General features: G+C 71.0%; 19 protein-coding genes. 11 read left to right on the top strand and 8 right to left on the bottom strand.

Annotated elements, in window-relative coordinates; genetic code table 11:
- Positions 1 to 105: 105 nt before the first annotated feature.
- The 4 genes from H0524_RS11720 to H0524_RS11705 all read left to right on the top strand — a co-directional run bounded on the left by H0524_RS11720 (position 106) and on the right by H0524_RS11705 (position 4,783).
- A complete protein-coding gene (locus H0524_RS11720; protein ID WP_180198673.1) occupies positions 106 to 1,713 on the top strand; it encodes an NYN domain-containing protein in 1,608 nt (535 codons plus the stop codon).
- Between the two features lie 216 nt (positions 1,714 to 1,929).
- The gene (locus H0524_RS11715; protein ID WP_180198672.1) at positions 1,930 to 2,139 is read left to right on the top strand and encodes a hypothetical protein; all 210 of its coding nucleotides are present in this window, start codon (positions 1,930 to 1,932) and stop codon (positions 2,137 to 2,139) included.
- Positions 2,140 to 2,396: 257 nt separating this feature from the next.
- Positions 2,397 to 3,656: a M48 family metallopeptidase gene (locus H0524_RS11710; protein ID WP_180198671.1), complete on the top strand. Its 1,260-nt coding sequence runs from the start codon at positions 2,397 to 2,399 to the stop codon at positions 3,654 to 3,656.
- Complete coding sequence (locus H0524_RS11705; RefSeq protein WP_180198670.1) at positions 3,653 to 4,783, top strand: glycosyltransferase family 4 protein; 1,131 nt, start codon at positions 3,653 to 3,655, stop codon at positions 4,781 to 4,783. Before H0524_RS11710 ends, H0524_RS11705 begins: the two co-directional genes overlap by 4 nt.
- 79 nt (positions 4,784 to 4,862) lie before the next feature.
- On the opposite strand, the gene H0524_RS11700 is transcribed toward H0524_RS11705, so the two are convergent.
- The 5 genes from H0524_RS11700 to H0524_RS11680 form a co-directional block, all read right to left on the bottom strand.
- Positions 4,863 to 6,572, bottom strand: coding sequence for a bifunctional diguanylate cyclase/phosphodiesterase (locus H0524_RS11700; protein ID WP_180198669.1), 1,710 nt, complete (start codon positions 6,570 to 6,572; stop codon positions 4,863 to 4,865).
- Between the two features lie 40 nt (positions 6,573 to 6,612).
- A complete protein-coding gene (locus tag H0524_RS11695) occupies positions 6,613 to 7,422 on the bottom strand; it encodes an SAM-dependent methyltransferase (RefSeq protein ID WP_180198668.1) in 810 nt (269 codons plus the stop codon).
- A 132-nt stretch (positions 7,423 to 7,554) separates the two neighbouring features.
- Positions 7,555 to 8,220, bottom strand: a complete 666-nt coding sequence (locus tag H0524_RS11690; protein WP_018251742.1) for a response regulator transcription factor — start codon at positions 8,218 to 8,220, stop codon at positions 7,555 to 7,557.
- 7 nt (positions 8,221 to 8,227) lie between these two features.
- Entirely contained in the window at positions 8,228 to 9,919 is a 1,692-nt protein-coding gene (locus tag H0524_RS11685) for a GAF domain-containing sensor histidine kinase (protein ID WP_309225078.1), read from the bottom strand.
- A gap of 14 nt (positions 9,920 to 9,933) precedes the next feature.
- Positions 9,934 to 11,733 (bottom strand): long-chain fatty acid--CoA ligase, encoded by a 1,800-nt coding sequence (locus H0524_RS11680; protein WP_180198667.1) that lies wholly within the window; start codon positions 11,731 to 11,733, stop codon positions 9,934 to 9,936.
- Positions 11,734 to 11,859: 126 nt separating this feature from the next.
- Between H0524_RS11680 and H0524_RS11675 the strand changes: the two genes are divergently transcribed.
- The 5 genes from H0524_RS11675 to H0524_RS11655 all read left to right on the top strand — a co-directional run bounded on the left by H0524_RS11675 (position 11,860) and on the right by H0524_RS11655 (position 16,517).
- On the top strand, positions 11,860 to 12,303 hold the full coding sequence (locus tag H0524_RS11675; protein WP_180198666.1) for an SRPBCC family protein: 444 nt from the start codon (positions 11,860 to 11,862) through the stop codon (positions 12,301 to 12,303).
- 42 nt (positions 12,304 to 12,345) lie between these two features.
- A complete protein-coding gene (locus H0524_RS11670; protein WP_180198665.1) occupies positions 12,346 to 12,969 on the top strand; it encodes a hypothetical protein in 624 nt (207 codons plus the stop codon).
- A 57-nt stretch (positions 12,970 to 13,026) separates the two neighbouring features.
- Positions 13,027 to 13,983 (top strand): ROK family glucokinase, encoded by a 957-nt coding sequence (locus H0524_RS11665; RefSeq protein ID WP_018726814.1) that lies wholly within the window; start codon positions 13,027 to 13,029, stop codon positions 13,981 to 13,983.
- Between the two features lie 203 nt (positions 13,984 to 14,186).
- Positions 14,187 to 15,593: an NAD(P)/FAD-dependent oxidoreductase gene (locus H0524_RS11660; protein WP_180198664.1), complete on the top strand. Its 1,407-nt coding sequence runs from the start codon at positions 14,187 to 14,189 to the stop codon at positions 15,591 to 15,593.
- A 108-nt stretch (positions 15,594 to 15,701) separates the two neighbouring features.
- A complete protein-coding gene (locus tag H0524_RS11655) occupies positions 15,702 to 16,517 on the top strand; it encodes an alpha/beta hydrolase (RefSeq protein WP_180198663.1) in 816 nt (271 codons plus the stop codon).
- Between the two features lie 11 nt (positions 16,518 to 16,528).
- On the opposite strand, the gene H0524_RS11650 is transcribed toward H0524_RS11655, so the two are convergent.
- The 3 genes from H0524_RS11650 to H0524_RS11640 form a co-directional block, all read right to left on the bottom strand.
- Entirely contained in the window at positions 16,529 to 17,947 is a 1,419-nt protein-coding gene (locus H0524_RS11650) for a trehalose-6-phosphate synthase (protein WP_180198662.1), read from the bottom strand.
- 285 nt (positions 17,948 to 18,232) lie between these two features.
- Positions 18,233 to 19,036: a DUF308 domain-containing protein gene (locus H0524_RS11645; protein WP_180198661.1), complete on the bottom strand. Its 804-nt coding sequence runs from the start codon at positions 19,034 to 19,036 to the stop codon at positions 18,233 to 18,235.
- A gap of 193 nt (positions 19,037 to 19,229) precedes the next feature.
- A complete protein-coding gene (locus H0524_RS11640; protein WP_018216422.1) occupies positions 19,230 to 19,922 on the bottom strand; it encodes a Crp/Fnr family transcriptional regulator in 693 nt (230 codons plus the stop codon).
- A gap of 258 nt (positions 19,923 to 20,180) precedes the next feature.
- Between H0524_RS11640 and H0524_RS11635 the strand changes: the two genes are divergently transcribed.
- Both H0524_RS11635 and H0524_RS11630 read left to right on the top strand, forming a co-directional pair.
- On the top strand, positions 20,181 to 20,702 hold the full coding sequence (locus H0524_RS11635) for a polyadenylate-specific 3'-exoribonuclease AS (protein WP_026322660.1): 522 nt from the start codon (positions 20,181 to 20,183) through the stop codon (positions 20,700 to 20,702).
- A 189-nt stretch (positions 20,703 to 20,891) separates the two neighbouring features.
- Positions 20,892 to 21,920, top strand: coding sequence for a 6-phosphofructokinase (locus H0524_RS11630; protein WP_018730685.1), 1,029 nt, complete (start codon positions 20,892 to 20,894; stop codon positions 21,918 to 21,920).
- The last annotated feature ends 32 nt before the right edge of the window (positions 21,921 to 21,952 follow it).

Below are 21,952 nucleotides of genomic sequence, written 5' to 3'. Positions count from 1 at the left end.
GCGTCGCCGACGTCAGTGGGCGGCGGAGAGTTGACAGCAGTCCTGCGATGAGATATTGGCTCACTCGCTCGGCGGTGGGTCGGGCGGCAGTGGGAGACTTGCCATATGCCCCTCGCCGAGCCGTACGACGACGACCACCGCCCCGTGGAGGAGCCGGTCGCCGCTGCGCCGGAGCCGGGCATCGAGGGTACGGGGGGCACTCTCGATGATCCGGTTGCCGCCGGCGCCACCGCGTCCACCGCCAACCCGGCCAGCACCGGCATCGCCGGTGCGTCCGGTTCCGGACCCCGTAGCGGGGTCGATCCCGTGCCGTCCGCTGACGGTCCTGCGCCGCCGGGCGACGATCCCGTGCCGTCCGCTGACGGTCCCGTGCCGCCGGGCGACGAGGACACCGCAGCGGAGGGCGGTCCGGAACCGGTGCTGCCGGAGCCGGTCCGGCAGCGGATCGTGGTGCTGGCCGCCGCGGTGTTGCCCGGCCTGCCCGCCGACGAGGTGCCGGTCCCACTGCGCCGGGTGGCCAAGTTCGCTCCCAACCGGCGGGCGCGGCTCGGCGCGCCGATGATCGCGACTCAGTTGACCGGCGACCCACTGTTTCGTCAGCGGGTAGCCGCGCGGGTGCTTGCCGACGCCGGTGACCTCGGCGCGGCGGTGCTCGGGGGCACCGCGCCGGCCGCCGCCGACCCGGTGGAGGTTGCGGCACTGGCGTACCTGGCGCGCCCGCGGGGGTGGCGGGACCTTATCGAGTCCAGCGGCGCGGCGGTCCGGGCCGAGGCGGACAGCGCGGTCGTCGCCGAGCTGGTCCGAGAGGCCGAGCAGCGGGCCACCCGGGCAGAGCACGACCGTGCGGTGGCTCGGGTCGAGGCAGACAAACTCCGCGACGAGCTGGCCCGGGTCCGCGAGGAAATCGGCCAACTCCGGGAAGAGACGCGGCAGCTTGGCCGGTCGTTGCGGGAGACGCAGGCTCGAGAGCGCCGGGCGAGCGAGCTGCTCGCCACCGAGCGGGGCAGGGTGGCACGCGCGACGGCGGACGCCGAGGCGGAACTGCGTCGGGCCCGGGCCCGGCTGGCCGAGGCGGAGGCGGCGGCTGGGGTGGTCCGGGCCAGTGCCAAGGAATCCAGGTCCGTTGACGACGCCCGGTTGTGGCTGCTGCTGGAGACGATCGGTCAGGCCGCGGTGGGCCTGCGGCGGGAGTTGGCGTTGGATCCGGCGGACAGGTTGCCGGCCGACTTCGTCGCTGACGCCTTCGCCGACCAGTCCGACGCTCCCGTGACCGGTGTCGCCACCCGAGCCCGGGACTCCGACGATCCGGCCCGGTTGGACCAGCTACTCGCGTTGCCCCGGGCACATCTGGTGGTGGATGGCTACAACGTCACCAAACGGGGCTTCGGCGAGATGTCGCTGGAGCAGCAGCGCAAGCGGTTGATTACCGGTCTGGGGGGCATCGCCGCGCAGACCGGCGACGAGGTTACCGTGGTCTTCGACGGCGCCGAGCGGATGCATGGCCTGCCGCCGAGTCCCCGCGGCGTCCGGGTGCTCTTTTCCCGTAAGGGCGAGACAGCCGATGAGCTGATCCGAAGGCTGGTCCGGGCCGAGCCGTCGGGGCGGCCGGTGGTGGTGGTCTCCGCGGACCGGGAGGTGGCCGATGGCGTACGTCGGCACGGCGCCTACCCGTTGGGCGCCGACGCGCTGCTGCGCCGGCTGGCCCGTTCCTGACTGTTCGGCTGATCCAACCCGAGCGGGACGCGGCAGTCGGATTGACTCCCGGGGGATCCCGGTGGCGAGTTGATCTATTGTCCGGGATCTGTCATACGCCGTGTCTAGCGTCGATGTGACCGACGGTGTGGGGCAGACCTCGTAGCGGCGGGGTGAGGGCGCCATCAGGAAGCGCGACCTGCTGGCCCGATCACCGTCGGCGCGGCGGGAGGCGTGATGTTGATCGACTGTGACGGGTGCGTGGGCCGGGCCGACGGCTGTTCGGGTTGTCTGATGACCGTTCTGCTCAACGAGACCGTGGAGTTCGGTGCGGCCGAGGTACGGGCGATCGAAGTGTTCGCTCGGGCCGGGTTCGACGTGCAGGTGCTGCCGGAGCCCCGGCCTCCGGTGCGCCGGCCCGGCCGCCGCCACCGTCGGGTGGCGTGACCTGCCCGTAGGGGCGGGGCGGGGCCACGTGGTGCCCGCGGGGCGGGGAGCCGCGTGGTGCCCACGGAGTCTCGACGCACCCGCCGTGGCCGGCCGCGACCGTCCGGTTGTCGTCGATGGTGTGTGCACCCCGTCCGTCGGGACCGGGTGGCCACTACGATGGGCGCGCACAGCGGGAGGAGTGGCATGACGCGGGAATGGCGCGCTGCGGGCGGGTCCGTCGCGACCGTCGGCATCCTGGGCCGGGAGGCGATCCGGTGAGTCCGCGCGGCTGGGCCCTGCTCACGCTGGTCGGGCTGGTCGCTGCGCTGGCCGTGACCGCCGCGGTGCTGATCCCGTGGCAGCGCCCGCCGGCCCCGCGGGCGGACCAGCTCGCCGCCCTGGACGAGCTGCCGGGAGAGCAGGTGCGTAGGGGGCGGGAGTTCCGGGCGGCACTGCGGCCCGGCGGCTGGGCGGCGCTCGGCGTCGGCCTGTTGGTGGCGCTCGCGCTGGGGCTCACCCCGCTGGGCAGTCGCTTGGTCGAGCTGGTTGGCCGTCCGTTCGGCGGGCACTGGGCCGCGCAGGCGGTGCTCGGCGGGCTCACCGTGGTGCTCGTCGCCGACCTGATGACCCTGCCATTCGCCGCCTGGCGGCACACCGTGCTCACCCGCTACGGGCTGGCCACCAACAGCTGGGGTGGCTGGGCCGTTGACCTGCTCCGGTCGTACGCGGTCAGCGCCGTCATCGGGGCAGTGGCCCTGGGTGGCTTCTACACCGTGATCCGGCTGGCGCCGCGCTGGTGGTGGGCGTTCGGCGCGGCCGGGGCGGCCGGCCTGGTGATGCTCCTGTCGTTCGTGTTCCCGGTGCTGGTGGAGCCGGTGTTCAACCGGTTCACCCCGTTGGAGCCGAGCCCACTGCGGACAGAGTTGATGGAGCTGGCGGACCGCGACGGCGTTCCGGTCCGGGACGTGCTGGTGGCGGACGCCTCCCGTCGCACCCGCGCCGTCAACGCCTACGTCTCCGGGCTGGGGCCGACCCGGCGGATCGTCGTCTACGACACCCTGCTGCGCGAAGCCACCCCGGAGGAGGTGACGGCGGTGGTGGCCCACGAGTTGGGGCACGCCAAGGACCGCGACGTGGTGGTCGGCACGCTGACCGGTGCGCTGGGCGCGGCGGTGCTGGTGGTGGTGCTCTACCTGCTCGGGTTTGTCGCTCCGTTGCTCCGGATGGCCGGTGTTGACTCGATCGACCAGCCGCGGGCCTTCCCGTTGCTGTTGGCCCTGGTGACGGTGGCCGGCCTGGTCGCCACGCCGGCGCAGGCGTTGATCTCCCGTCGGGTCGAGGCGCGGGCTGACGCACACGCGCTGGCGCTGACCAGGGACCCGGGCGCCTTTGTGGCGATGCAGCGCCGACTCGCCGGCATCAACCTCGCCGACCCCGACCCGCCCCGGCTGGGATACCTCTACTCCGCCAGTCACCCGTCCACCGTGGAGCGGATCGCCGCCGCCCGCGCCTACGCCAGGAAGACCAGTCGATGAGCGAGAGCCGAACGTTGCTTGTCACGAACGACTTCCCACCGCGGCCCGGGGGGATCCAGTCTTTCGTGCATGGCCTCGCGGTGCGCCAGCCCGCGGGCTCGGTGGTGGTCTACGCCTCGAGTTGGCGGGGCGCCGAGAAGTTCGACGCCGAACAGCCCTTCGCGGTGGTGCGGGAAGACACCAAGGTGCTGCTGCCCACCCCGCTGGTGGCGCGGCGGGTCACCCAGCTTGCCCGGGAAAACGACTGCGACACGGTCTGGTTCGGTGCAGCGGCACCACTCGGGCTGCTCGCCGCGGGTCTGCGGCGTCGGGCCGGCGTCCGGCGGGTGGTGGCACAGACCCACGGGCATGAGATTGGCTGGGCAGCACTGCCCGGTGCCCGTTCCGCGTTACGCCGGATCGCCCGGGACGTTGACGTGACCACGTACCTGGGGGAGTACACCCGGCTCCGGCTGGACCGGGCGTTACGTGGGGCGACCGAGCTGCGTCGGCTGGCGCCCGGTGTCGACCTCGACACCTACCACCCGACCGTTCGGGGCGACTCGGTGCGGGCCCGGCTCGGGCTGGCTGACCGACCGGTCGTGGTCTGTGTGTCCCGGCTGGTGCCGCGAAAGGGGCAGGACATGCTGATCCGGGCGTTGCCGGAGATCCGCCGCCGGGTCCCGGACACCGCACTGCTGATCGTCGGGGGTGGGCCGTACCGGAACGGGCTGGGGAAACTGGCCCGGCAGGTCGGTGTCGAGCGGGACGTGGTCTTCACCGGCACGGTGCCGGCGGCGGAGTTGCCCGCGCACTACGCGGCCGGCGACGTGTACGCGATGCCGTGCCGTACCCGGAACCGGGGCCTCGACATAGAGGGGCTGGGCATCGTCTACCTGGAGGCATCCGCGACCGGGCTGCCCGTGGTGGCCGGTGACTCCGGCGGCGCACCCGATGCGGTGCGCGACGGCGAGACGGGTTTCGTGGTGCGGGGGCGGGACGTGGCCCAGCTCGCCGACCGGGTGGCGACCCTGCTCGCCGACCGCGATCTGGCCCGCCAGTTTGGTGCCGCCGGTCGGGCCTGGGTCGAACGCGAGTGGCGGTGGGAGACCCAGGCCGCCCGGATGTCCGATCTCCTGCAGCCCTGAGCGACGTGGTGGGACCGGAGGAGCGGTGGGCCCGGAGTAGACGCGGTGGGCGGGGAGGAGCGGTGCTCAGCCCCGGCGGTCAGCCGAGCCGGGCCAGAATCCGGTCAGCAGGTTCTGGACGGCCGAAGTGCCAGCCCTGGCCGGCGTCGCAGCCGATGGCCCGCAGCCGTTCGGCCTGCCCGGCTGTCTCCACCCCCTCCGCGGTGACGGTCAGGTTGAGCGCGTGGGCCAGCGAGACCAACGACGCGACGATCCTTTCGTCTGCCTGGGGCTCCTGGGCACGCAGTCCGGCAACGAACTCCCCGGCCACCTTCAGCTCGGTTACCGGTAGGTCGCGCAGGTACGCCAGGTTGCTGTAGCCGGTGCCGAAGTCGTCGATGGCGATGCGGACACCGAGGTCGGCGAGGCGGCGTAGCGCCTGCACCGGTTCCTCGGCGGGGCTCATCATGGCGCTCTCGGTGATCTCCAGCTGGAGACGTTCCGGCGGTAGTCCGGTGTGCCGCAGTATGTTGCTGACCTCCTGTACCAGGCCCGGTCGGTGCACCTGCCGGACGGCCAGGTTCACGCTCACGAACGGCGTCCCGGCGGTCGCCGACCAGCTGCCGGCTGCCCGGCACGCTTCGGCGAGCACCCACCCACCGAGGGGGATGATCAATCCGGTCTCCTCGGCGAGGCCGATGAACTGGCCCGGGTGCAGGACACCCAGCTCCGGATGTCGCCAGCGCACCAACGCCTCCACACCCAGCATGCGGCCGTCGTGCAGGGAGGCGAGTGGTTGGTAGTCGAGGTAGAACTCGCCCCGGTCCAAGCCGGCCGGGATCGCCGCGGTCAGTGCCTGGCTGGTCAGCTCCCGGCGGTGGCGCTCGGCATCATAGAGCATCCAGCGGCCGCCGCCGGCTGCCTTGGCCCAGTGCAGGGTGCAGTCGGCGGCCCGCATCAGCTCGTTCGCGGAGGTGCCGGCAACCTGTCGCTCCACGATGCCGATGCTGGTCCGGACCGTCACCTCGTGGCCCGCCACCATCGCCGGTTTGTGCACGGCGGCCAGGGCCGCCTCCGCCACCGCGATCACGTCCCGGGTGCCGCCGGTGCGTTCGATCAGGATGACGAACGCGTCGCCGCCGAGCCGGGCGACCAGATGCCCGGTGAGGTCCTGGCGCAGCCGGTTGGCCATCTCTGTGAGCACCCGGTCTCCGGCCTGGTGCCCGTGCTGGTCGTTGACCCGCTTGAATCCGTCCAGGTCGAGAAAGCAGAGGCCGACCCGGTCCGTTTCCCGCTGCGGCGCACCCAGCGCCGCGGTGAGCCGCTCGGTGAAGAGATTCCGGTTCGGCAGGTCGGTGAGCGAGTCGTGGGTGGCCTGGTGCCGAAAGCGGGCCTCACTGGCCCGGAGCGCCCGTTCGGCCTTCGTTCGCTGTGCCATTGCGGCCCGCCGGATCGACTCCTGCTCGTCCAGCGTGCGGTCGCGCAGCGCCCGGGCGTATCCGGTGGTCACCGCAGCGAGCAGCCGGGCCAGGCGGTCCGCCACGTCCTCGGCGACCAAGCCCAGATCGCGCACCAGGCGGAGCTGAACGACCTCAACGGTACGGCCCAGCGCCTCGGCGGAGGCGATGTGTGCGGCCACCAGCTCGGCGCCGACGCGCTGACCAGCTCGCAGGTCGAACGGCTCGGCGAGCAGGGCTGCCGCCAGCTGCCGGGCGAGGCGGTCAAGTAGTCGCTTGAGCTGTGCCTGGGTCATCGGCAGGTAGCTCGTCCCGGCGATCGCGTTCGCCCATTCCTGAGTAAAGGCCGCCATGCCGGGGCTGGCACCGCCTGGCTGAGCCGCGGTGGCTGGGCTAGTCACGGATCCGCCCCACGCCACCGAGGAACGCCGATGCCTCGGCGTTCACGCTGCTCTCCGGTGTCTCCGGGCGCCACTGCGGGACCCACACCACCCCGGGCTCGACCAGCTCGAAACCGTCGAAGAGCGTGGTCAGTTCGGATCGGTCCCGGAACCACAGCGGACTACCGGTGCGTTGGTACACCGCCTCGGCGTCACTCCGCTCGGTGTCCGGCCGCCCTTCGTGGCTGGCCTGCGACAGCACCAGCCAGCTTCCGGGGGCGAGGGCCTCGCGCAGGACCCGCAGCAGCTCGGCGGGGCGGTCGTCGTCGGAGACGAAGTGCAGGACGGCGACGAGGAGCACCGCCGTCGGCTCACTGAGGTCGAGCAGCCGACGGAGCTCGGGATGGCCGAGGATACGGTCGGGGTGCCGCAGGTCCTCCTGCACCACGGTTGCCTGGCTGTTGTCAGCGAGAATCTCCTGGCTGTGCGCCACTGCCACCGCGTCGGTGTCGACGTAGACGACCCGGGAGGTGGGCGCCAACTGCTGGACGATCTCGTGCACGTTGCCGACCGTGGGAATTCCGGAGCCGATGTCGAGGAACTGCCGGACCCCGGCATCAACCAGGAAGTGCACCGCCCGGCGCAGGAAAGCGCGGTTTGCCTGGGCCATCAGCGGGGCTTCTGGAACGGCTGCGACCATGGTCTGCGCTGCTGCGCGGTCCGCCGCAAAGTTGTGGGAGCCGCCAAGGTAGTAGTCGTACATGCGGGCGACGCTGGGACGCTCGATGTCAATGTCGTCGGGTGCCCAGTCCGGCCGTTGCATGCCTCACCTCTTCGTGCGCACGGGGCCCGTCCCTGCATACTGCCCCTCCGCCGGGGGAGACCTTAGCGCGACATCGCGCCGACCGATACCGCCGGAGATGAGAAGTTGTCGGCTCGTTAGCTGAGCGGTGGGTCAGAATTTGGGTGCGTCGGGAGCCTCGAGCAGACCGAGTCGGAGCGCAGTCATCAATGCCTGGGCACGATTGGCGGCGCCGAGCTTCTCGTACAGTTTGGAAATGTGGGTTTTGGCAGTGGACTCACTGACGAAGAGTTGCTTGGCGATGCCAGCCACACTCATTCCGTCGGCGAGCAGGCGCAGCACCTGCCCCTCGCGTGGGGAGAGCTGCGGCCCGGACGGGGCCAGCCGGCGCTTCATCGCCTCAGCCAGGTCGGCAGCGGTGAAGGCGCTGGGCGAGGAGGCGGCGTGCCGGGCGGCAGCGACCACCTCATCCGCCGGGGCAGTTTTCGGGACGAAGGCACTCGCGCCCGCCTCGAGCGCGCCGAAGAGCTGGTCGTCGCCGGCGTACATGGTCAGCACGACGATGCCCATCGTGGTGCTGGACTTGCGGAGTGCGCGGGTGGCCTCGAGGCCGCTGCCGTCGGGCAGCCGCAGGTCCATGATGACCACGTCCGGTTGGAGTGCGCCGGCTTGGCGGACCCCCTCGGCCGCGGTGGCAGCCTCGCCGACGACCTCGAACTGCCGGTCGCGCTCGAAGGCATGCCGCAGCCCCTTCCGGATCAGGTCGTGATCGTCCACAAGGAGGACCTTGGTGCGAGTGGCGGGTGTCGGTGTGGTCATCCTCGGGTTACTCCCCTTCTACTGCGGTACTGCCACGCACGCTATCGCGTGGGGACGACGAACCCACCACCACGGCCACCGTTGTGCCGCTCGGCTGCCGCGGCCGGATCTCCAGTCGACCTCGGATACGTTCCGCCCTCTCTGCCATGATCGCAAGACCGTAGTGCCCGTCCGTACGGTGGTCGGCGATCCCGTGACCGTCATCCGACACTTCGATCTGGGCGTACGGCGGGTCCACCGCACAGGTGACCCAGAGGTTCGAGGCACCAGCGTGCTTGCGGGCGTTGGCCACCGCCTCCTGGGCGATCCGCAGGAGCTCGGCCTCGGTGGCGGCGGGCAGCCGGGCGGTCGACTCGTCCAGCGACAGGTGCACCCGCAGGCCGCCGGAGACCCCGACCGTGCGCGCGTACTCGGCGATGGCGGCGGCGAGGCCACCGTGTCGGTCCACCTCGCTGCGCAGCTCGAAGAGGCTGAGCCGCAGCTCGGTGATGACCCGGGTGACCTCCTGACGTAGCCCACGCAGCGACTCGGCGGTCTCCTCGGTGTCCTCGTGCACCGTGGCCAGGGCGTTGTCGATGCCGTAGCCGACCATCACCAGTTCCTGGGCCACCCCGTCGTGGATCTCCCGGGCGAGTCGTTGTCGCTCCTCGTTGGTGGCCAGGGAGCGCACCTCGTCGAAGAGCAGGGCTGCCTCCAGGCGTAGCGCGGCGGGGGAGGTCAGCCCGGTCGCCCGGGACACCACCGCGGGTGGGTACGCATGCGCGACATCGGCCTCCAGCACCACCAGTCCGACCGTACGCACCCCGGCGACCAGCGGCACGATCAGCGCAGAGACCTCCCCACCGGCGGGTGAGCGGGCCTGCGAGTGCGCGGCGGTCTGTGGCTGCTGGCTGGCCCACGCGTCGGCGATCGCCGAGTCCGCGTCCAGTGTGGTTTCCCAGTCCACCCGGTCGGCACCGCACTGGGCCAGGACCACCAGCCGGCCACCACCACTGGCCGACAGGACGGCCCCCCGGTCCGCCCGGGCCAGTGTTCGCAGCTCCTCCAACAGGTGCTCGGAGATGCCGCCCGGGTCCAGTGTGGCGCCAGGTAGTTTTCGAGCGACTGTACGTAGCTGGGTTAGGAGGCGGGTCGCCTCGGCGTACGGCTGGGGTTTGCTGTCGCTGCGCGCCCGGATCACCCGGTGCAGGGTTCGCGCCGCATAGAGCCCGAGGCCGGAGAGGGCCAGCCACTGGGCGCTGACCGCCAGGTAGCCGACCTGGAAGAGCTGCCGCTGGCCGTCAATCTCGGTCAGCGCTCCGGCCAGCAACAGGGTGAGACCGATGATCGCCAGCAGCCCTGCGCCCTCGCGGAAGCGTCGGCGCAGGGCGGTGACGGTGACCGGGACGGTCAGGTATGGCAGCACCGCGGAGGCGCCCAGCCCGGCGTTCTGCGCGCCGATCGTCGCCACCGAGGCGACGTGGCTGGTGGCGAGCCCCAGCACCACCACCTCGGCGCCCCGGCTCAGTGGCCCGAGCCGGTCGTGTGTCGGCGCGAGCAGCGCCGGCAGGCCCGCCGCCGCCAGGAGCGCGATCCACCACAGTTGGGCGAGGTCGTGCGTGGCGAGCAGGCTCAGTACCGCCACCAGGGCCAGCATCACCACGCGCGCGGCAGCGGCTAGGGGGTGCGGTCGGGGCAGTCTCGGAGTGGAGGCGGGCACCTGACGGATGGTAGTCAGCTTCGGTAGATTTCAGCGATTTCTGCAGCGTACGACTTGTGCACGATTTGTCGTTTTACTTTGAGGGAGGGGGTCAGCTCGCCGGTCGTCTCGGTGAAGTCCCGGGGCAGGATTCGGAAGACTCGGATGGCCTCGGCCCGGGACACGGCCTGGTTGGCCGTGTCGATCGCGGACTGGATCTCGGACCGCAGCCCCTCATGATCGCGGAGCTGCTCGACCGGGGTGGTCGCCGGCAGGCCGGCCTCCTCCAACCACGCCGGCAGCGCCTCCTCGTCCACGGTGACCAGCGCCGCGACAAAGGGCTGCCGGTCGCCGACCACCACGCACTGGCTGACCAGCGGGTGCGACCGTACCTGATCCTCAAGGACCGCCGGAGCGACATTCTTGCCGCCCGCGGTCACGATGATCTCCTTCTTCCGGCCGGTGATCCGCAGGTAGCCGTCGCTGTCGAGCTGGCCCAGATCGCCGGTGCGGAACCAACCGTCGGCGGTGAGCACATCCGCGCTGGCGGCCTCATTGCGCCAGTAGCCCCGGAAGACCAGGTCTCCGGCGACGAGGACCTCGCCGTCGTCGTCAATCCGGATGGTCACCCCGGGCAGCGGGCGGCCGACACTGCCGATCCGGATGGCGTCGGGCAGGTTGGTGGAGGCGGCGGGGGAGGTTTCGGTCAGCCCGTACCCCTCGTAGATGGTCACCCCCACGCCGCGGAAGAAGTGCCCAAGTCGCGCGCCGAGTGGCGCCCCGCCGGAGATTGCATCGTTGCACCGCCCACCGAGCGCGGCCCGCAGCTTGCGGTAGACCAGTCGGTCGAAGAGCGCGTGCTGCACCCGCAGCGCCAAACCGGGCCCGGTCGAGGTATCCAGCGCCTCGCTGTACGCGATCGCGACGGCCTCGGCACGGGCGAAGATCCGACCCTTGCCGGAGGCGTCGGCCTTCTGCTTGGCGCTGTTGTAGACCTTCTCGAAGACCCGGGGGACGGAGAGCACGAACGTGGGGCGAACCGCCTGCAACCGGGGGAGCAGGTCGCTGGTGTCCGGGCAGTGGGCCATGGTGGCGCGCGCCTGCACCACACCGACCTGGATCAGCCGGGCGAAGACGTGGGCGAGTGGCAGGAACAGCAGGGTGGAGGCGCCCGGGCCGAACAGGTTGGGCAGCACGGGTACGGCGTTGGCGATGTCGGCGAAAATGCTGCGGTGGGTCAGCATGCACCCCTTGGGGCGGCCGGTGGTGCCACTGGTGTAGACGAGGGTGGCGATGTCGTCGGCCCGCACGGCCGCGCGGCGCTGCTCGATCTCGGTCGGGTCAACCGACTCACCGGCGGTGACCAACTCGTCCATTCCGCCGCGGTCGATCTGCCACACGTGCGTCAGCTCGGGCACCCGGTCGCGGACCCCGGCGACCAGCGCGGCGTGTGCGTCCGTCTCCACCAGGACGCCGACCGCCCCCGAGTCGGACAGGATCCAGGCGGTCTGCTCGGCGCTGGAGGTCTCGTAGATCGGCACGGTGACCGCGCCGGCAGCCCAGATCGCGTAGTCGAAGAGCGTCCACTCGTACCGGGTGCGGCTCATCAGCCCGACCCGGTCGCCGGGCTGTACCCCGGCCGCGACCAGGCCGCGCGCCGTCGCGACCACCTCGTCGCGGAACTGACGGCAGGTCACGTCGACCCAGGCGTCGCCGGCACCCGCACGGATGAACTGCACCACGTCTGGGGCTACCTCAGCGTTTTCCCAGACCGGATCGGTTAGGTTGGCCGAGTCGCCGACGGTGACGATCGGTGGGACGGAGAACTCGCGCACCTGCACTCTCCTCGTGTTCACGCTGGCTGGGCAGGCCGCCCTCGTGGTCGGCTCTGTCGCAACCTACCCGTCCAGCGCGGCGGGTGGTGCAGACAGGTTCGTCACACGGCCGGGTAGCCTCCCCCCATGGCGGACTCCTCCACCCAGTCGATCACGATCGGTGCGGCACCGGAACGGGTGGCGGCGGTCATCTGCGACCTGCCCCGCTACCCCGAATGGACCGACGCGTTGCGGCAGGTGGAGGTACTTGAGGAGGACGCCGACGGCTACGCCCGTCAGGTGCGGTTCACCCTCGACGCCGGCGTTCTGGTGGACGAGTACGTGCTGGTCTACGAGTACGCAGCGGACCTCAGTCGGATCGAGTGGCACCTGGCGGCGCCCTCCCGGATGCAGCGCTCCCAGCACGGTTCGTACGACCTGGTGGGCAACGCGGATGGCACGACCACGGTGACCTACACCCTGGAGGTCGAGCTGTCGGTGGGGATGCTCGGGATGTTTCGCCGTAAGGCTGAAAGAATGATCATGGAAGCTGCGTTGAAGCAGCTCAAGCGCCGGGTAGAAAGCATCTGACGCGCCGTGTTGACGCGGCCGTTTCGGTAGAGGGAGCCGACCATGGGGGCAACGGATCCGGGTTCGGCCCGGGAAGAGGCGGAACGGCTGGTCGCGACCCTGTTGGCCGCGGCGCGGCTCGCCGGGGCCGGCGCGGAGGGCGGCACCTCGTGGGGTCCGCTCGGCGGGATCGTCTCAAGTGTTCTCGGTCACGCTGGGAGTTCGACCGGTGCCGGTCTGTCAACCGGTACGGCGGAGTGCTGCATCTGCCCGCTCTGTCGGGCGATTGTCGCCTTACGGGACCCAAGTCCGGAATTCGCCGAGCGGCTCGCCACCGGAGCCGGTGACCTGGCTGCCGGAGTGGCGAGCCTGCTCCGGGCATTCGCCTCGGCACAGCCGGCCCCCGCCGCGGCGGCGGACCCCACCGCGGAGACCGCAGCACCGGGGAGGCCAACCCCGGTGTGGCAGGCAGCCACCCGGAGCAGGCATGATTCTCCGTCGGCGCCCGAGGGGGATGTCTGGTCCGCCGCGACTCGGGCGGAGGAGGACCCCGTCCCGGCCGCCGCACCGCCCGTCAACGGCGCCGGGCCGACCGAGACAGAGAAGAAACCGGCGACGGCTGACCGTCCCGTGGTGCCCGCCGCTCGGGTGCCCGGCGACATGGGCGAGGACGCCCGCGGGGCCTGACCCAGCACCCCGACCCGATCGGCGTATGCCCCGGGCCGGGCAGTACAGCAGAGGGGAGTGGCAGCGGTGACGCTGACCATCGGAGTGGACGTCGGTGGCACGAAGGTTGCAGCCGGCGTCGTGGACGACACGGGCACGGTGCTCGTGCAGACCCGACGGGACACTCCCGCGGATGACGTCGGCAAGACCTGTGACCTCATCGTCGAGGTGGTCCGAGAGTTGGCCGAGGGGCGGGCGATCGAGGGGGTCGGCATCGGTGCGGCCGGCTGGATCGACGCCAGTCGTTCAACTGTGCTCTTCGCCCCGAACCTCGCCTGGCGGGACGAGCCGCTGCGCGAGTTCGTCAACGGCGCCACCGACCTGCCGGTGATCGTGGAGAACGACGCCAACGTGGCCGCCTGGGCAGAGTTCCGCTACGGTGCGGCCCGCGACGCCGAGGACTCGATGGTCATGTTCACCATCGGCACCGGGGTCGGCGGCGGCATCGTGCTCGGTGGCGAACTGGTGCGTGGCGCGCACGGCATCGCCGCCGAGCTGGGACACATGCTCAGCGTGCCGGACGGGCACCAGTGCGGCTGCGGTCGGCTGGGCTGCATCGAGCAGTACGCCAGCGGCAGCGCCCTGGTGCGCTTCGCCCGGGCCGCAGCCCGCCAGGAACCGCACCGTGCTGCCGCCCTGCTGGCCTGTGCCGGTGGCGACGTTGATGCGATCACCGGACGGATGATCACCGTCGCGGCGCAGGACGGCGACCCGGTCTCCACCGAGGCTTTCGCCCAGGTCGGCCACTGGCTCGGCAGCGGTCTCGCCGACCTGGCGCAGGTCCTGGACCCGCAGGTGTTGGTGGTCGGCGGTGGCGTCGTCGAAGCCGGTGAGCTGCTGCTGGGACCGGCCCGCTCCGCCTACACCGAGGCGCTTGCGCAGCGGGGCCGGCTGCCGGTGGCACAGGTCTGCCCCGCCAAGCTCGGCAACGACGCCGGTCTCATCGGCGCTGCCGACCTCGCTCGCCGAAGCTAGGACGCGGGCCGGTAACGACGTCGGGCGGCTCGGTGCCGCTGTGGGTCCGGGTCGTAGCACCCACCGCCAGCGGGACGACGCGGCGGCGCTGCTGGCGGTGGTGCCCGACGGACTGCCGGCCGGTCGGGCTGGACATTGGGCATCCGATGTGGGCAGGATGCTGCGCGACCTGGCATCCGTGCCGCACCTAAGGAGATGCCTCGGTGACCACCTCCACCGATCACGGCCGGCCCGACCCGGAGTCGAGCACCCTCGACCTGACCCGGGAGGGCCGCTCCGTCTCCGACCGCGGTGAGACTGTCTGCGTGATCGGGGCGGGCCCGACCGGGCTGACCGCGATCAAGAATTTGACCGAGCACGGGTTCGGCGTCGACTGCTACGAGCGGGAGACCGGAGTCGGCGGGGTGTGGAACTGGCGGCACGACCGCAGCCCGGTCTACGCCAGCACGCACCTGATCTCGTCGCGTCCGTTAACCCAGTTCCCCGACTTTCCGATGCCGGACGACTGGCCGGACTACCCGCACCACAGTCAGTTGCTGTCCTACCTCGAGCGGTACGCGGACCACTTCGACCTGCGCCGGCACGTCTGGTTCGGTACGGAGGTGGTGCGGGTCGAGCCGGTTGACGGCGACCGGTGGGACGTCACGACCCGCAGTACCGGCGGCTACGGCCCGGAACGAACCTCCCGGTACGCCGCGGTGGTGGTCGCCAACGGCCACAACTGGTCGCCGAAGCTACCCACCTACGAGGGCCTTGCCGAGTTCCGCGGCGAGGTCATGCACGCCTCGGCCTACCAGGATCCGGCGCAGTTGCGGGGCAGACGGGTGCTGGTGGTCGGAGCCGGCAACACCGGCTGCGACATCGCTACCGAGGCAGCCCAGCAGGCCGCCCACTGCTGGCACTCCACCCGCCGTGGCTACTGGTACGCACCGAAGTATCTCCTCGGCCGTCCGGCTGACCAGCTCAACGACCTGATGCTGGCGCTGCGGGTGCCCCGGCGGCTCCGGCAGTGGCTCTTTCACCGCCTCCTCCGGGCGAGTGTGGGGGATCTGACCCGCTTCGGTCTGCCGCGGCCCGACCACCGGATGCTGGAGACGCATCCGATCGTGAACAGCCAGCTTGTCTACTATCTGGGCCATGGCCGAGTCACTCCGGTGCCGGAGGTTGTCCGTTTCCACCCGGGCTCCGTCGAGTTGGCGGATGGCCGGCAGGTCGATCCGGAGCTGGTCGTCTTCGCCACCGGCTACCTGCCCCGGTTCGAGTTTCTCGACCCGAAGATCCTTGGCGACGATGGCACGACCGGGCGTCCGGTGCTGTGGCTCAACGCCTTCGTACCGAATCATCCGACCCTCGCCGTGGCCGGTCTGGTGCAGCCGGATTCCGGCATCTTCCCGCTGTCCCACTGGCAGAGCGTGCTCTTCGCCCGGTTGCTGCGGCTGCGGGAGACCCGGCCCAGCAAGGCGACAGCCTTCGCCGCCACGGTGACCGCGCGGGCGGGGGAGCGCTACTCGGGGCCGGTCAAGGAGAGCAGCCGGCACTGGTTCGAGGTCGGTCACGCCGACTACCTGCGCGCCCTGCAGCGCGCCCTGCACGACCTGGAGGCCAAGTGAGTGCGAGGAGTGAGCTTGCGAGCCCCGCAGTCGCGAGCGGAGGGTGGGGTTGGTGAGTGCGAGGAGTGAGCTTGCGAGCCCCGCAGTCGCGAGCGGAGGGTTTACCCGGTGAGCCAGCAGGTGCGGATCATGCGGGGGCGGGAGTGGGCTCGCCCGGTCCGTCCGGTGCGGCGCGAGGTGCTCGAGGCCACCCCCGGGCTGGATGAGGGCCGACCGCCGTTGTTGTTCGTCCCCGGCTTCGGGCATGGCGCGTGGGCGTTCGCTGAGCATTGGTTGGGGCACGCCGCCGAGCGCGGTTTTTCTGGGTACGCGGTGAGTCTGCGGGGGCAGGCTGGCAGTGGACCGGCGCCGGAAGCCACGCTGCGGGCGTACGCCCACGACGTGGTGCAGGTGGCCGCGAACCTGCCCCGTCGGGCGGTGCTGGTGGGGCATGGGGCGGGGGCGCTGGTGGTGGCGCACGCCCTGGCCCGCTACCCGGCCCGGGCCGCCGTGCTGGTGGCCCCGGTCTTCGGTGGTTGGGCAACGGCGTTCACGGCGCTGCGCCGTAACCCCCTGGGTACGCTGCCCGCCCTCGTTGGCGGCCGGCTGCGGTGCAACCGCGCCCAGTTGTTCGGTCGGGAACTGCCCCGGGAGGAGGCGCGGCGGCACCTGTCCCGGCTGGGTCGCCCCGCCCGTCGTGCCCAGTGGCAGCTACTGCTCGGGCGAGAGCCCGAGCCGGCTGTGGGCGACCCACCGGTGTTGGTGCTCGGTAGCCCGGAGGACCGGGTTGTGCCGCACCCGGTGCTCACCCGGGCTGCCAGACGGTACGGCTCAGCCCCGCTGCTCTTCCCGGGCATGAGCCACGACCTGATGTTGGACGCCCGGTGGCGGGAACCGATCGACGGGATCCTCGACTGGCTGGAGAAGGAGCCGTCCGGCGGCTGAGCCCGGGTCGGTCAGCGGGTCGTACCGAGTCGGCTGAGCAGGGCGCTGTCCTGGTCCAGAGCGGTCAGGTAGGAGCGAGCCCAGGCGTGGATGTCGTACTGGCGCAGGTGCGTCCGCATCGCTCGCATCCGCTCGCGGACCTGCTCCGGCTGGGCCCGCAGCGCCGCGAGCAGGCCCTGCTTGAGACCTTCCAGGTCGTGTGGGTTCACCAGGTACGCCTGGGCCAGCTCGGCGGCGGCGCCGGCGAACTCACTGAGCAGCAGCGCGCCGGTGTCGTCTACCCGGGCGGCTACGTACTCTTTGGCGACGAGGTTCATGCCGTCCCGGAGCGGGGTCACCGCCATCACATCTGCGATCCGGTAGAGCGCGGCCAACTCGGCGCGGCCGAAGGGCTGGGTCAGGTAGTGGATGGCCGGCTCGCCGACGCGGCCGAATTCGCCGTTGATCCGGCCGACCTCACGCTCCACCCGTTTGCGGAGGATCTGGTACTGCCCCACTCGCTCGCGGCTGGGCACCGCCACCTGGACCAGGACAGTGTCCTGTACCTTGACGTGCCCGTCGGCGATCAGCTCGCTGTACGCCTTCAGCCGCTGCTCGATGCCCTTGGTGTAGTCCATTCGGTCCACGCTGAGGATCACGCGCTCCGGGCTGCCCAGGTCTCGGCGGAGCCGGCTGGCGCGGTCGGCGACGTCGGGCCGGCCGGCCAGGGCGGCCATCTCAGCGGTGTCAATGGAGACCGGGAACGAACCGACGCGGACGATCCGGCCGTCCACGGCGATTCGATGGTCGGTGGCCGGCAGCCCGAGTACCCGGTCGGCGAGCTGGGCGAAGTTGTGTGCCGCTTGGGCCCGTTGGAAGCCGACGAGGTCGGCGCCGAGTATTCCCCGCAGTAGTTCGGCTCGCCGGGGGAGCTGCATGAACAGCTCCGGCGGTGGGAACGCCACGTGGAGGAAGAAGCCGATTCGCAGGTCCGGGCGGAGTGCCCGGAGCAGGCCGGGCACGAGCTGTAGGTGGTAGTCCTGCACCCAGACCACGGCGCCGGGCTCGGCCACCTCGGCGACGGCTGCCGCGAACCGTTGGTTGACTCGCTGGTACGCCTCCCACCAGCGGCGGTGGTGCTCCGGCTGTTCAACGGCGTCGTGGTAGAGCGGCCAGAGCGTGGCGTTGACGAAGCCCTCGTAGTGGTCACGCAGATCGTCGGCGGTGAGCGGCACCGGGTGCATCCGGACACCGTCGACGTCGGGCAGCGCCGGTGCCGGTCCGGTGCCACCTGCCCACCCCACCCAGGTGGCGGGTGTCTGCCGTAGTGGCGAGTGCAGGGCGCTCACCAGGCCACCGGGGCGGCGGCGCCACTCGCAGGCACCGTCCGGCGCCGTACTGTCGTCGATGGGGAGGCGGTTGGCGACCACCACCAGGGAACTCTGTCGCACCTCGGACGTTTCCGATCTGCCGGAGACCGCCGCAACAGGGGGATAGGGCCGGCAGCCGGCGGAGGGGGAATGACGGACAGGAGTATTCCTACTAACCGTAAGTTACACCACTGTTACGTCTCAGCTTCCGAGTGGGTGCCTGGTCGGCCCGCAAGCGGTGCGGCGGGCCGCAATCCGTGGGGCGGGCGCAATCCGTGCGGCGAGCCGCAATTTCGGTGCGGGGGACCGCGGTGGGTGGGCCTACGGGGGTGGTGTGGCTGCGTGATTCGGGCCAGGAGGCCCAGCTCAGACGACGGCGCCGTCGTCCGGGTCGTGTTCGTCCCGGTCGCCGGGACGGAGCCGGCAGATCAGGGTGACGAAGCCGGCGAGGATGCCGGTGAAGCCGAGCAGGGTGACAATCCCCGGGTCTACCGGGAGCAGCTCCGGATACAGGAAGAGCAGGAAACCGACCACGATGGCGAGGATGCCGAGCACGGCGTACTTGGAGATGCGGGGCAGCGGTGGGGGTGGGGGTGGGGTGTACCGCTCCGCCTCGTCCTGCTCGTCGTCGGGCAGGCCCGCGCCGAAGGTGTCCAACCCGTCGAGGAGCGATGGCTCCTCCTCCCGCCCTTGGCTGACGGTGACGCCGGAGACGTCCGCCGCGTAGGGCAGTCGCCGCGTGTCGGTGGAGGTCCGGCTGGCCCGGTCGTCGTCCACGTCCTCGGCAGCGGGCCACCGGTTGTCACCACCGCTGGCGGAGGTGGTGTGGAACCCGGCGACTATCCGTGCCCATTCGGCCTCGATGTCGGGCTCGTTGTCCCGGGCCCGGTCGGTGCCACCTTCGTCGGCGAGTTGGCTGAGGTAGTCCCGGGCGGTTCGCAGGTGGGAGCGGTCCACGTACAGCCGGTCGATCGGCCGGGGTGGGACGGTGGTGGTGCGGGTGACCGGGTTGAGGTCGGCCGAGGGTTGTAGATAGGCGGCGATGCCCCCGGCGGCGAGCACGTCCAGAAGATGCTCACCGACCCGGGGATCCACATCGCCAGCGACCGCGTAGTCACTTGCGTCGATCCCGTTGTCCCGCCGTCCCCGGCGGGCCCCACCCGCTGACACCGGACAACCTCCTCTTCGCGCGCCGGGGGCGCGCTCCCGAAGCCCTCTCGGCGTCTGTACCCGCCGTGCCTTGAATCGTGACACGCCGGGGACCGGTTGCGGGAGTGCGTTCGCTCGCGTCTTGCGATCGGAGCAGTCGCGGGCGGGCCCGGCCGGGGCCGATCGCCCACCCCGGCCCCGATCGTACGTGCCGTCAGCGCTCGCTCATGCCGGCGCGGCGGCGCAGCGACGCCACGTCCGTCACCACGATCCGGCGGCCCTCGGTGCGCAGCCAGCCCCGGTTGGCGAAGGAGCCGATCGCCTGGTTGACGCTTTGCCGGGAGCCGCCGGCCATCTCGGCGAGCTGGCTCTGGTTGAGCTCAATGGTGATCATCGGGGCCTGGCTCTCACCAGCCAGGCGGACCAGCGTCTTTGCCACCCGTCCGGGCAGGTCGAGGAAGACATGGTCGGCGTTCTGCTCGGTCAGCCGGCGGATCAGGCTGCCGAGGGAGCGCATCACCGCGTCGAGGATGCGCGGATTGGAGTGCACCAACTCCATGAACGCCCCCCGGGACAGGGCGAGGGCCGCGCAGTCCTCGATCGCCTCGGCGGACGCAGATCGGGTGGAGGCGTCCAGCAATGAGACCTCGCCCAGCACTTCCGGCGGCCGGATCACCGACAGCACCGCCCGCTCCCCGGTGGGAGCCGTGCGAAATACGGCCACTGCGCCGCGGCGCAGCACGATCAGGGACTCGCCCGGGTCGTTCTCCACGAAGAGCAGCTGCCCCTTGCGGTAGGTGCGTGGCACCGCCGCCGAGATCACCCGTTGCCGGGCTTCTGGCTCGAGGCCGGCGAACATCTCGACGCCCGTGAGCGCGTCACCTGGCTCCGGTAGGCGCACCTCCACGGCCCAACCCCTCCCCGGTCAAGGACCCTTGACTCGCTCCCGGGTGAACCTGACAGGACTGCCCAGGTACTCCGACGCCTCCGGTAGCGGTACACATCAGATCATGACGGCCTGGTTGCTTGCTGTACACCCCTCAATTCGTTTGCGTGACCTTCGAGACCTATCCGATACCAGTTCTGACCTGCGAGGACGCGGAGCATTCCGGCCGGCGGCACCCACCCCGGCCCGGTCGTGGCGGCGTACGCCAAGATGGCGGTGATGGTTTATCGCTACTTTTATGACTGCGAGTTCATCGAGGATGGCCGCACCATCGATCTGGTGTCGATCGGCGTCGTCGATGAGTACGGACGTGACTTCTACGCCGTCTCCACCGAGTTCGACGACTCCCGGGCGGTGCCCTGGGTACGTCGTAACGTGCTGAGTCAGTTGCCGTCGCCGGCGGATCGGGCCTGGCGGTCCCGCGCCCGAATCCGGGACGAGCTGGAGGAGTTCCTGTTGGAGCCGGTCCGGGGCCGTCCGGGCGAGCAGCTGGAGCTGTGGGCGTGGTACGCGGCGTACGACCACGTGTCGCTGGCGCAGCTGTGGGGGGCGATGCCAGCACTGCCTCGGCAGATCCCGCGCTTCACCAAGGACCTGCGTCAGCTCTGGGACGACCGGGGTCGTCCGCCGTTGCCGGACGCGGACGCGGCTCGGCATGATGCGCTGGTGGACGCGCGACACAACCTGGCTCGATGGCAGGCCATGACCGGATCGGGTCGGACGGGATCGGGTCGCCGTTGATCAGATCTCGCTCCGGGGCTGGTCTACCGCCTGGTTCCCAGGGGCGCGGTGTCGGCGCACACCGGACGGGACTACAGTTCGCAATGACGGCCCGCCCCGGGCCGGCAATGGCGCCGATGGTCTGTTCCGACACATATCCTGGGGCTTAACCGGGCTTTACCCAATTGTTCCCAGGAGGATGAGCAGATCATGCGTATCGGCGTGCTCACCGGCGGCGGCGACTGCCCCGGTCTCAACGCGGTCATCCGGGCGGTGGTTCGGAAGGGCGTGGCCAACTACGGTCACGAGTTCGTGGGCTTCCGGGATGGCTGGAAGGGCCCGCTCGAGGGGCTTTCCCGCCCGCTGGGGATCGCGGAGGTGCGGGGTATCCTGCCGCGTGGCGGTACGATCCTGGGCTCCTCCCGGACCAACCCGTTCAAGATTGAGAACGGCGTTGAGCGGATCAAGGAGAACCTCGCCGCGCAGGGCGTTGACGCGCTGATCGCGATCGGCGGCGAGGACACCCTCGGTGTCGCCACCAAGCTGCACGAACTCGGCGTCAACGTCATCGGCGTGCCGAAGACGATCGACAACGACCTGGGCGCCACCGACTACACCTTCGGCTTCGACACCGCGGTCAACATCGCGATGGAGGCTATCGACCGGCTGCACACCACCGCCGAGAGCCACCACCGCACCCTGGTGGTGGAGGTGATGGGCCGGCACGCTGGCTGGATCGCCCTGCACGCCGGTCTCGCCGGTGGCGCCAACGTGATCCTGCTGCCGGAGCGGCAGTTCGACGTGAACCAGGTCGCCGGCTACGTCGAGAAGCGTTTCCAGCACCAGTACGCCCCGATCGTGGTGGTCGCCGAGGGTGCCCACCCGCTCGAGGGGCAGATGGTCCTGCACAACCAGGAGCTGGACGCCTTCGGCCACGTCCGTCTCGGTGGCGTCGGCCAGTGGCTCGCCGAGCAGCTCGAAGCCAAGACCGGCAAGGAGGCCCGTACCGTCGTGCTCGGTCACATCCAGCGCGGCGGCACCCCGACCGCCTTCGATCGGGTGCTCGCCACCCGGCTCGGTCTCCAGGCGATCGATGCCGTGCACGAGGGCGACTGGGGCAAGATGGTGGCGATGCAGAGCACGGACATCGTTCGCGTGCCGCTGGCCGAGGCCACCCGCGAGCTGAAGACCGTGCCGCTGGAGCGGTACGCCGAGGCCGAGGTCTTCTTCGGTAGCTGATCGTCAACCGGTGCGCGGTGGGCCCACGGGCC

The organism is Salinispora sp. H7-4 (assembly GCF_013416675.1).
Taxonomy (GTDB): Bacteria; Actinomycetota; Actinomycetes; order Mycobacteriales; family Micromonosporaceae; genus Micromonospora; species Micromonospora vitiensis.
Note: the sequence above shows the minus strand (reverse complement) of the source record. Positions and strands in the feature narration are given on the sequence as shown.

Bases quoted from the DNA above. Each gene is read 5' to 3' on its own strand.
- H0524_RS11715 (WP_180198672.1), top strand. From the start codon at position 1,930: ATGTTGATCGACTGTGACGGGTGCGTGGGCCGGGCCGACGGCTGTTCG.
- H0524_RS11635 (WP_026322660.1), top strand. From the start codon at position 20,181: ATGGTTTATCGCTACTTTTATGACTGCGAGTTCATCGAGGATGGCCGC.
- H0524_RS11690 (WP_018251742.1), bottom strand. From the start codon at position 8,220: ATGACCACACCGACACCCGCCACTCGCACCAAGGTCCTCCTTGTGGAC.
- H0524_RS11700 (WP_180198669.1), bottom strand. From the start codon at position 6,572: ATGGCGGCCTTTACTCAGGAATGGGCGAACGCGATCGCCGGGACGAGC.
- H0524_RS11720 (WP_180198673.1), top strand. From the start codon at position 106: ATGCCCCTCGCCGAGCCGTACGACGACGACCACCGCCCCGTGGAGGAG.
- H0524_RS11670 (WP_180198665.1), top strand. From the start codon at position 12,346: ATGGGGGCAACGGATCCGGGTTCGGCCCGGGAAGAGGCGGAACGGCTG.
- H0524_RS11630 (WP_018730685.1), top strand. From the start codon at position 20,892: ATGCGTATCGGCGTGCTCACCGGCGGCGGCGACTGCCCCGGTCTCAAC.
- H0524_RS11695 (WP_180198668.1), bottom strand. From the start codon at position 7,422: ATGCAACGGCCGGACTGGGCACCCGACGACATTGACATCGAGCGTCCC.
- H0524_RS11705 (WP_180198670.1), top strand. From the start codon at position 3,653: ATGAGCGAGAGCCGAACGTTGCTTGTCACGAACGACTTCCCACCGCGG.
- H0524_RS11675 (WP_180198666.1), top strand. From the start codon at position 11,860: ATGGCGGACTCCTCCACCCAGTCGATCACGATCGGTGCGGCACCGGAA.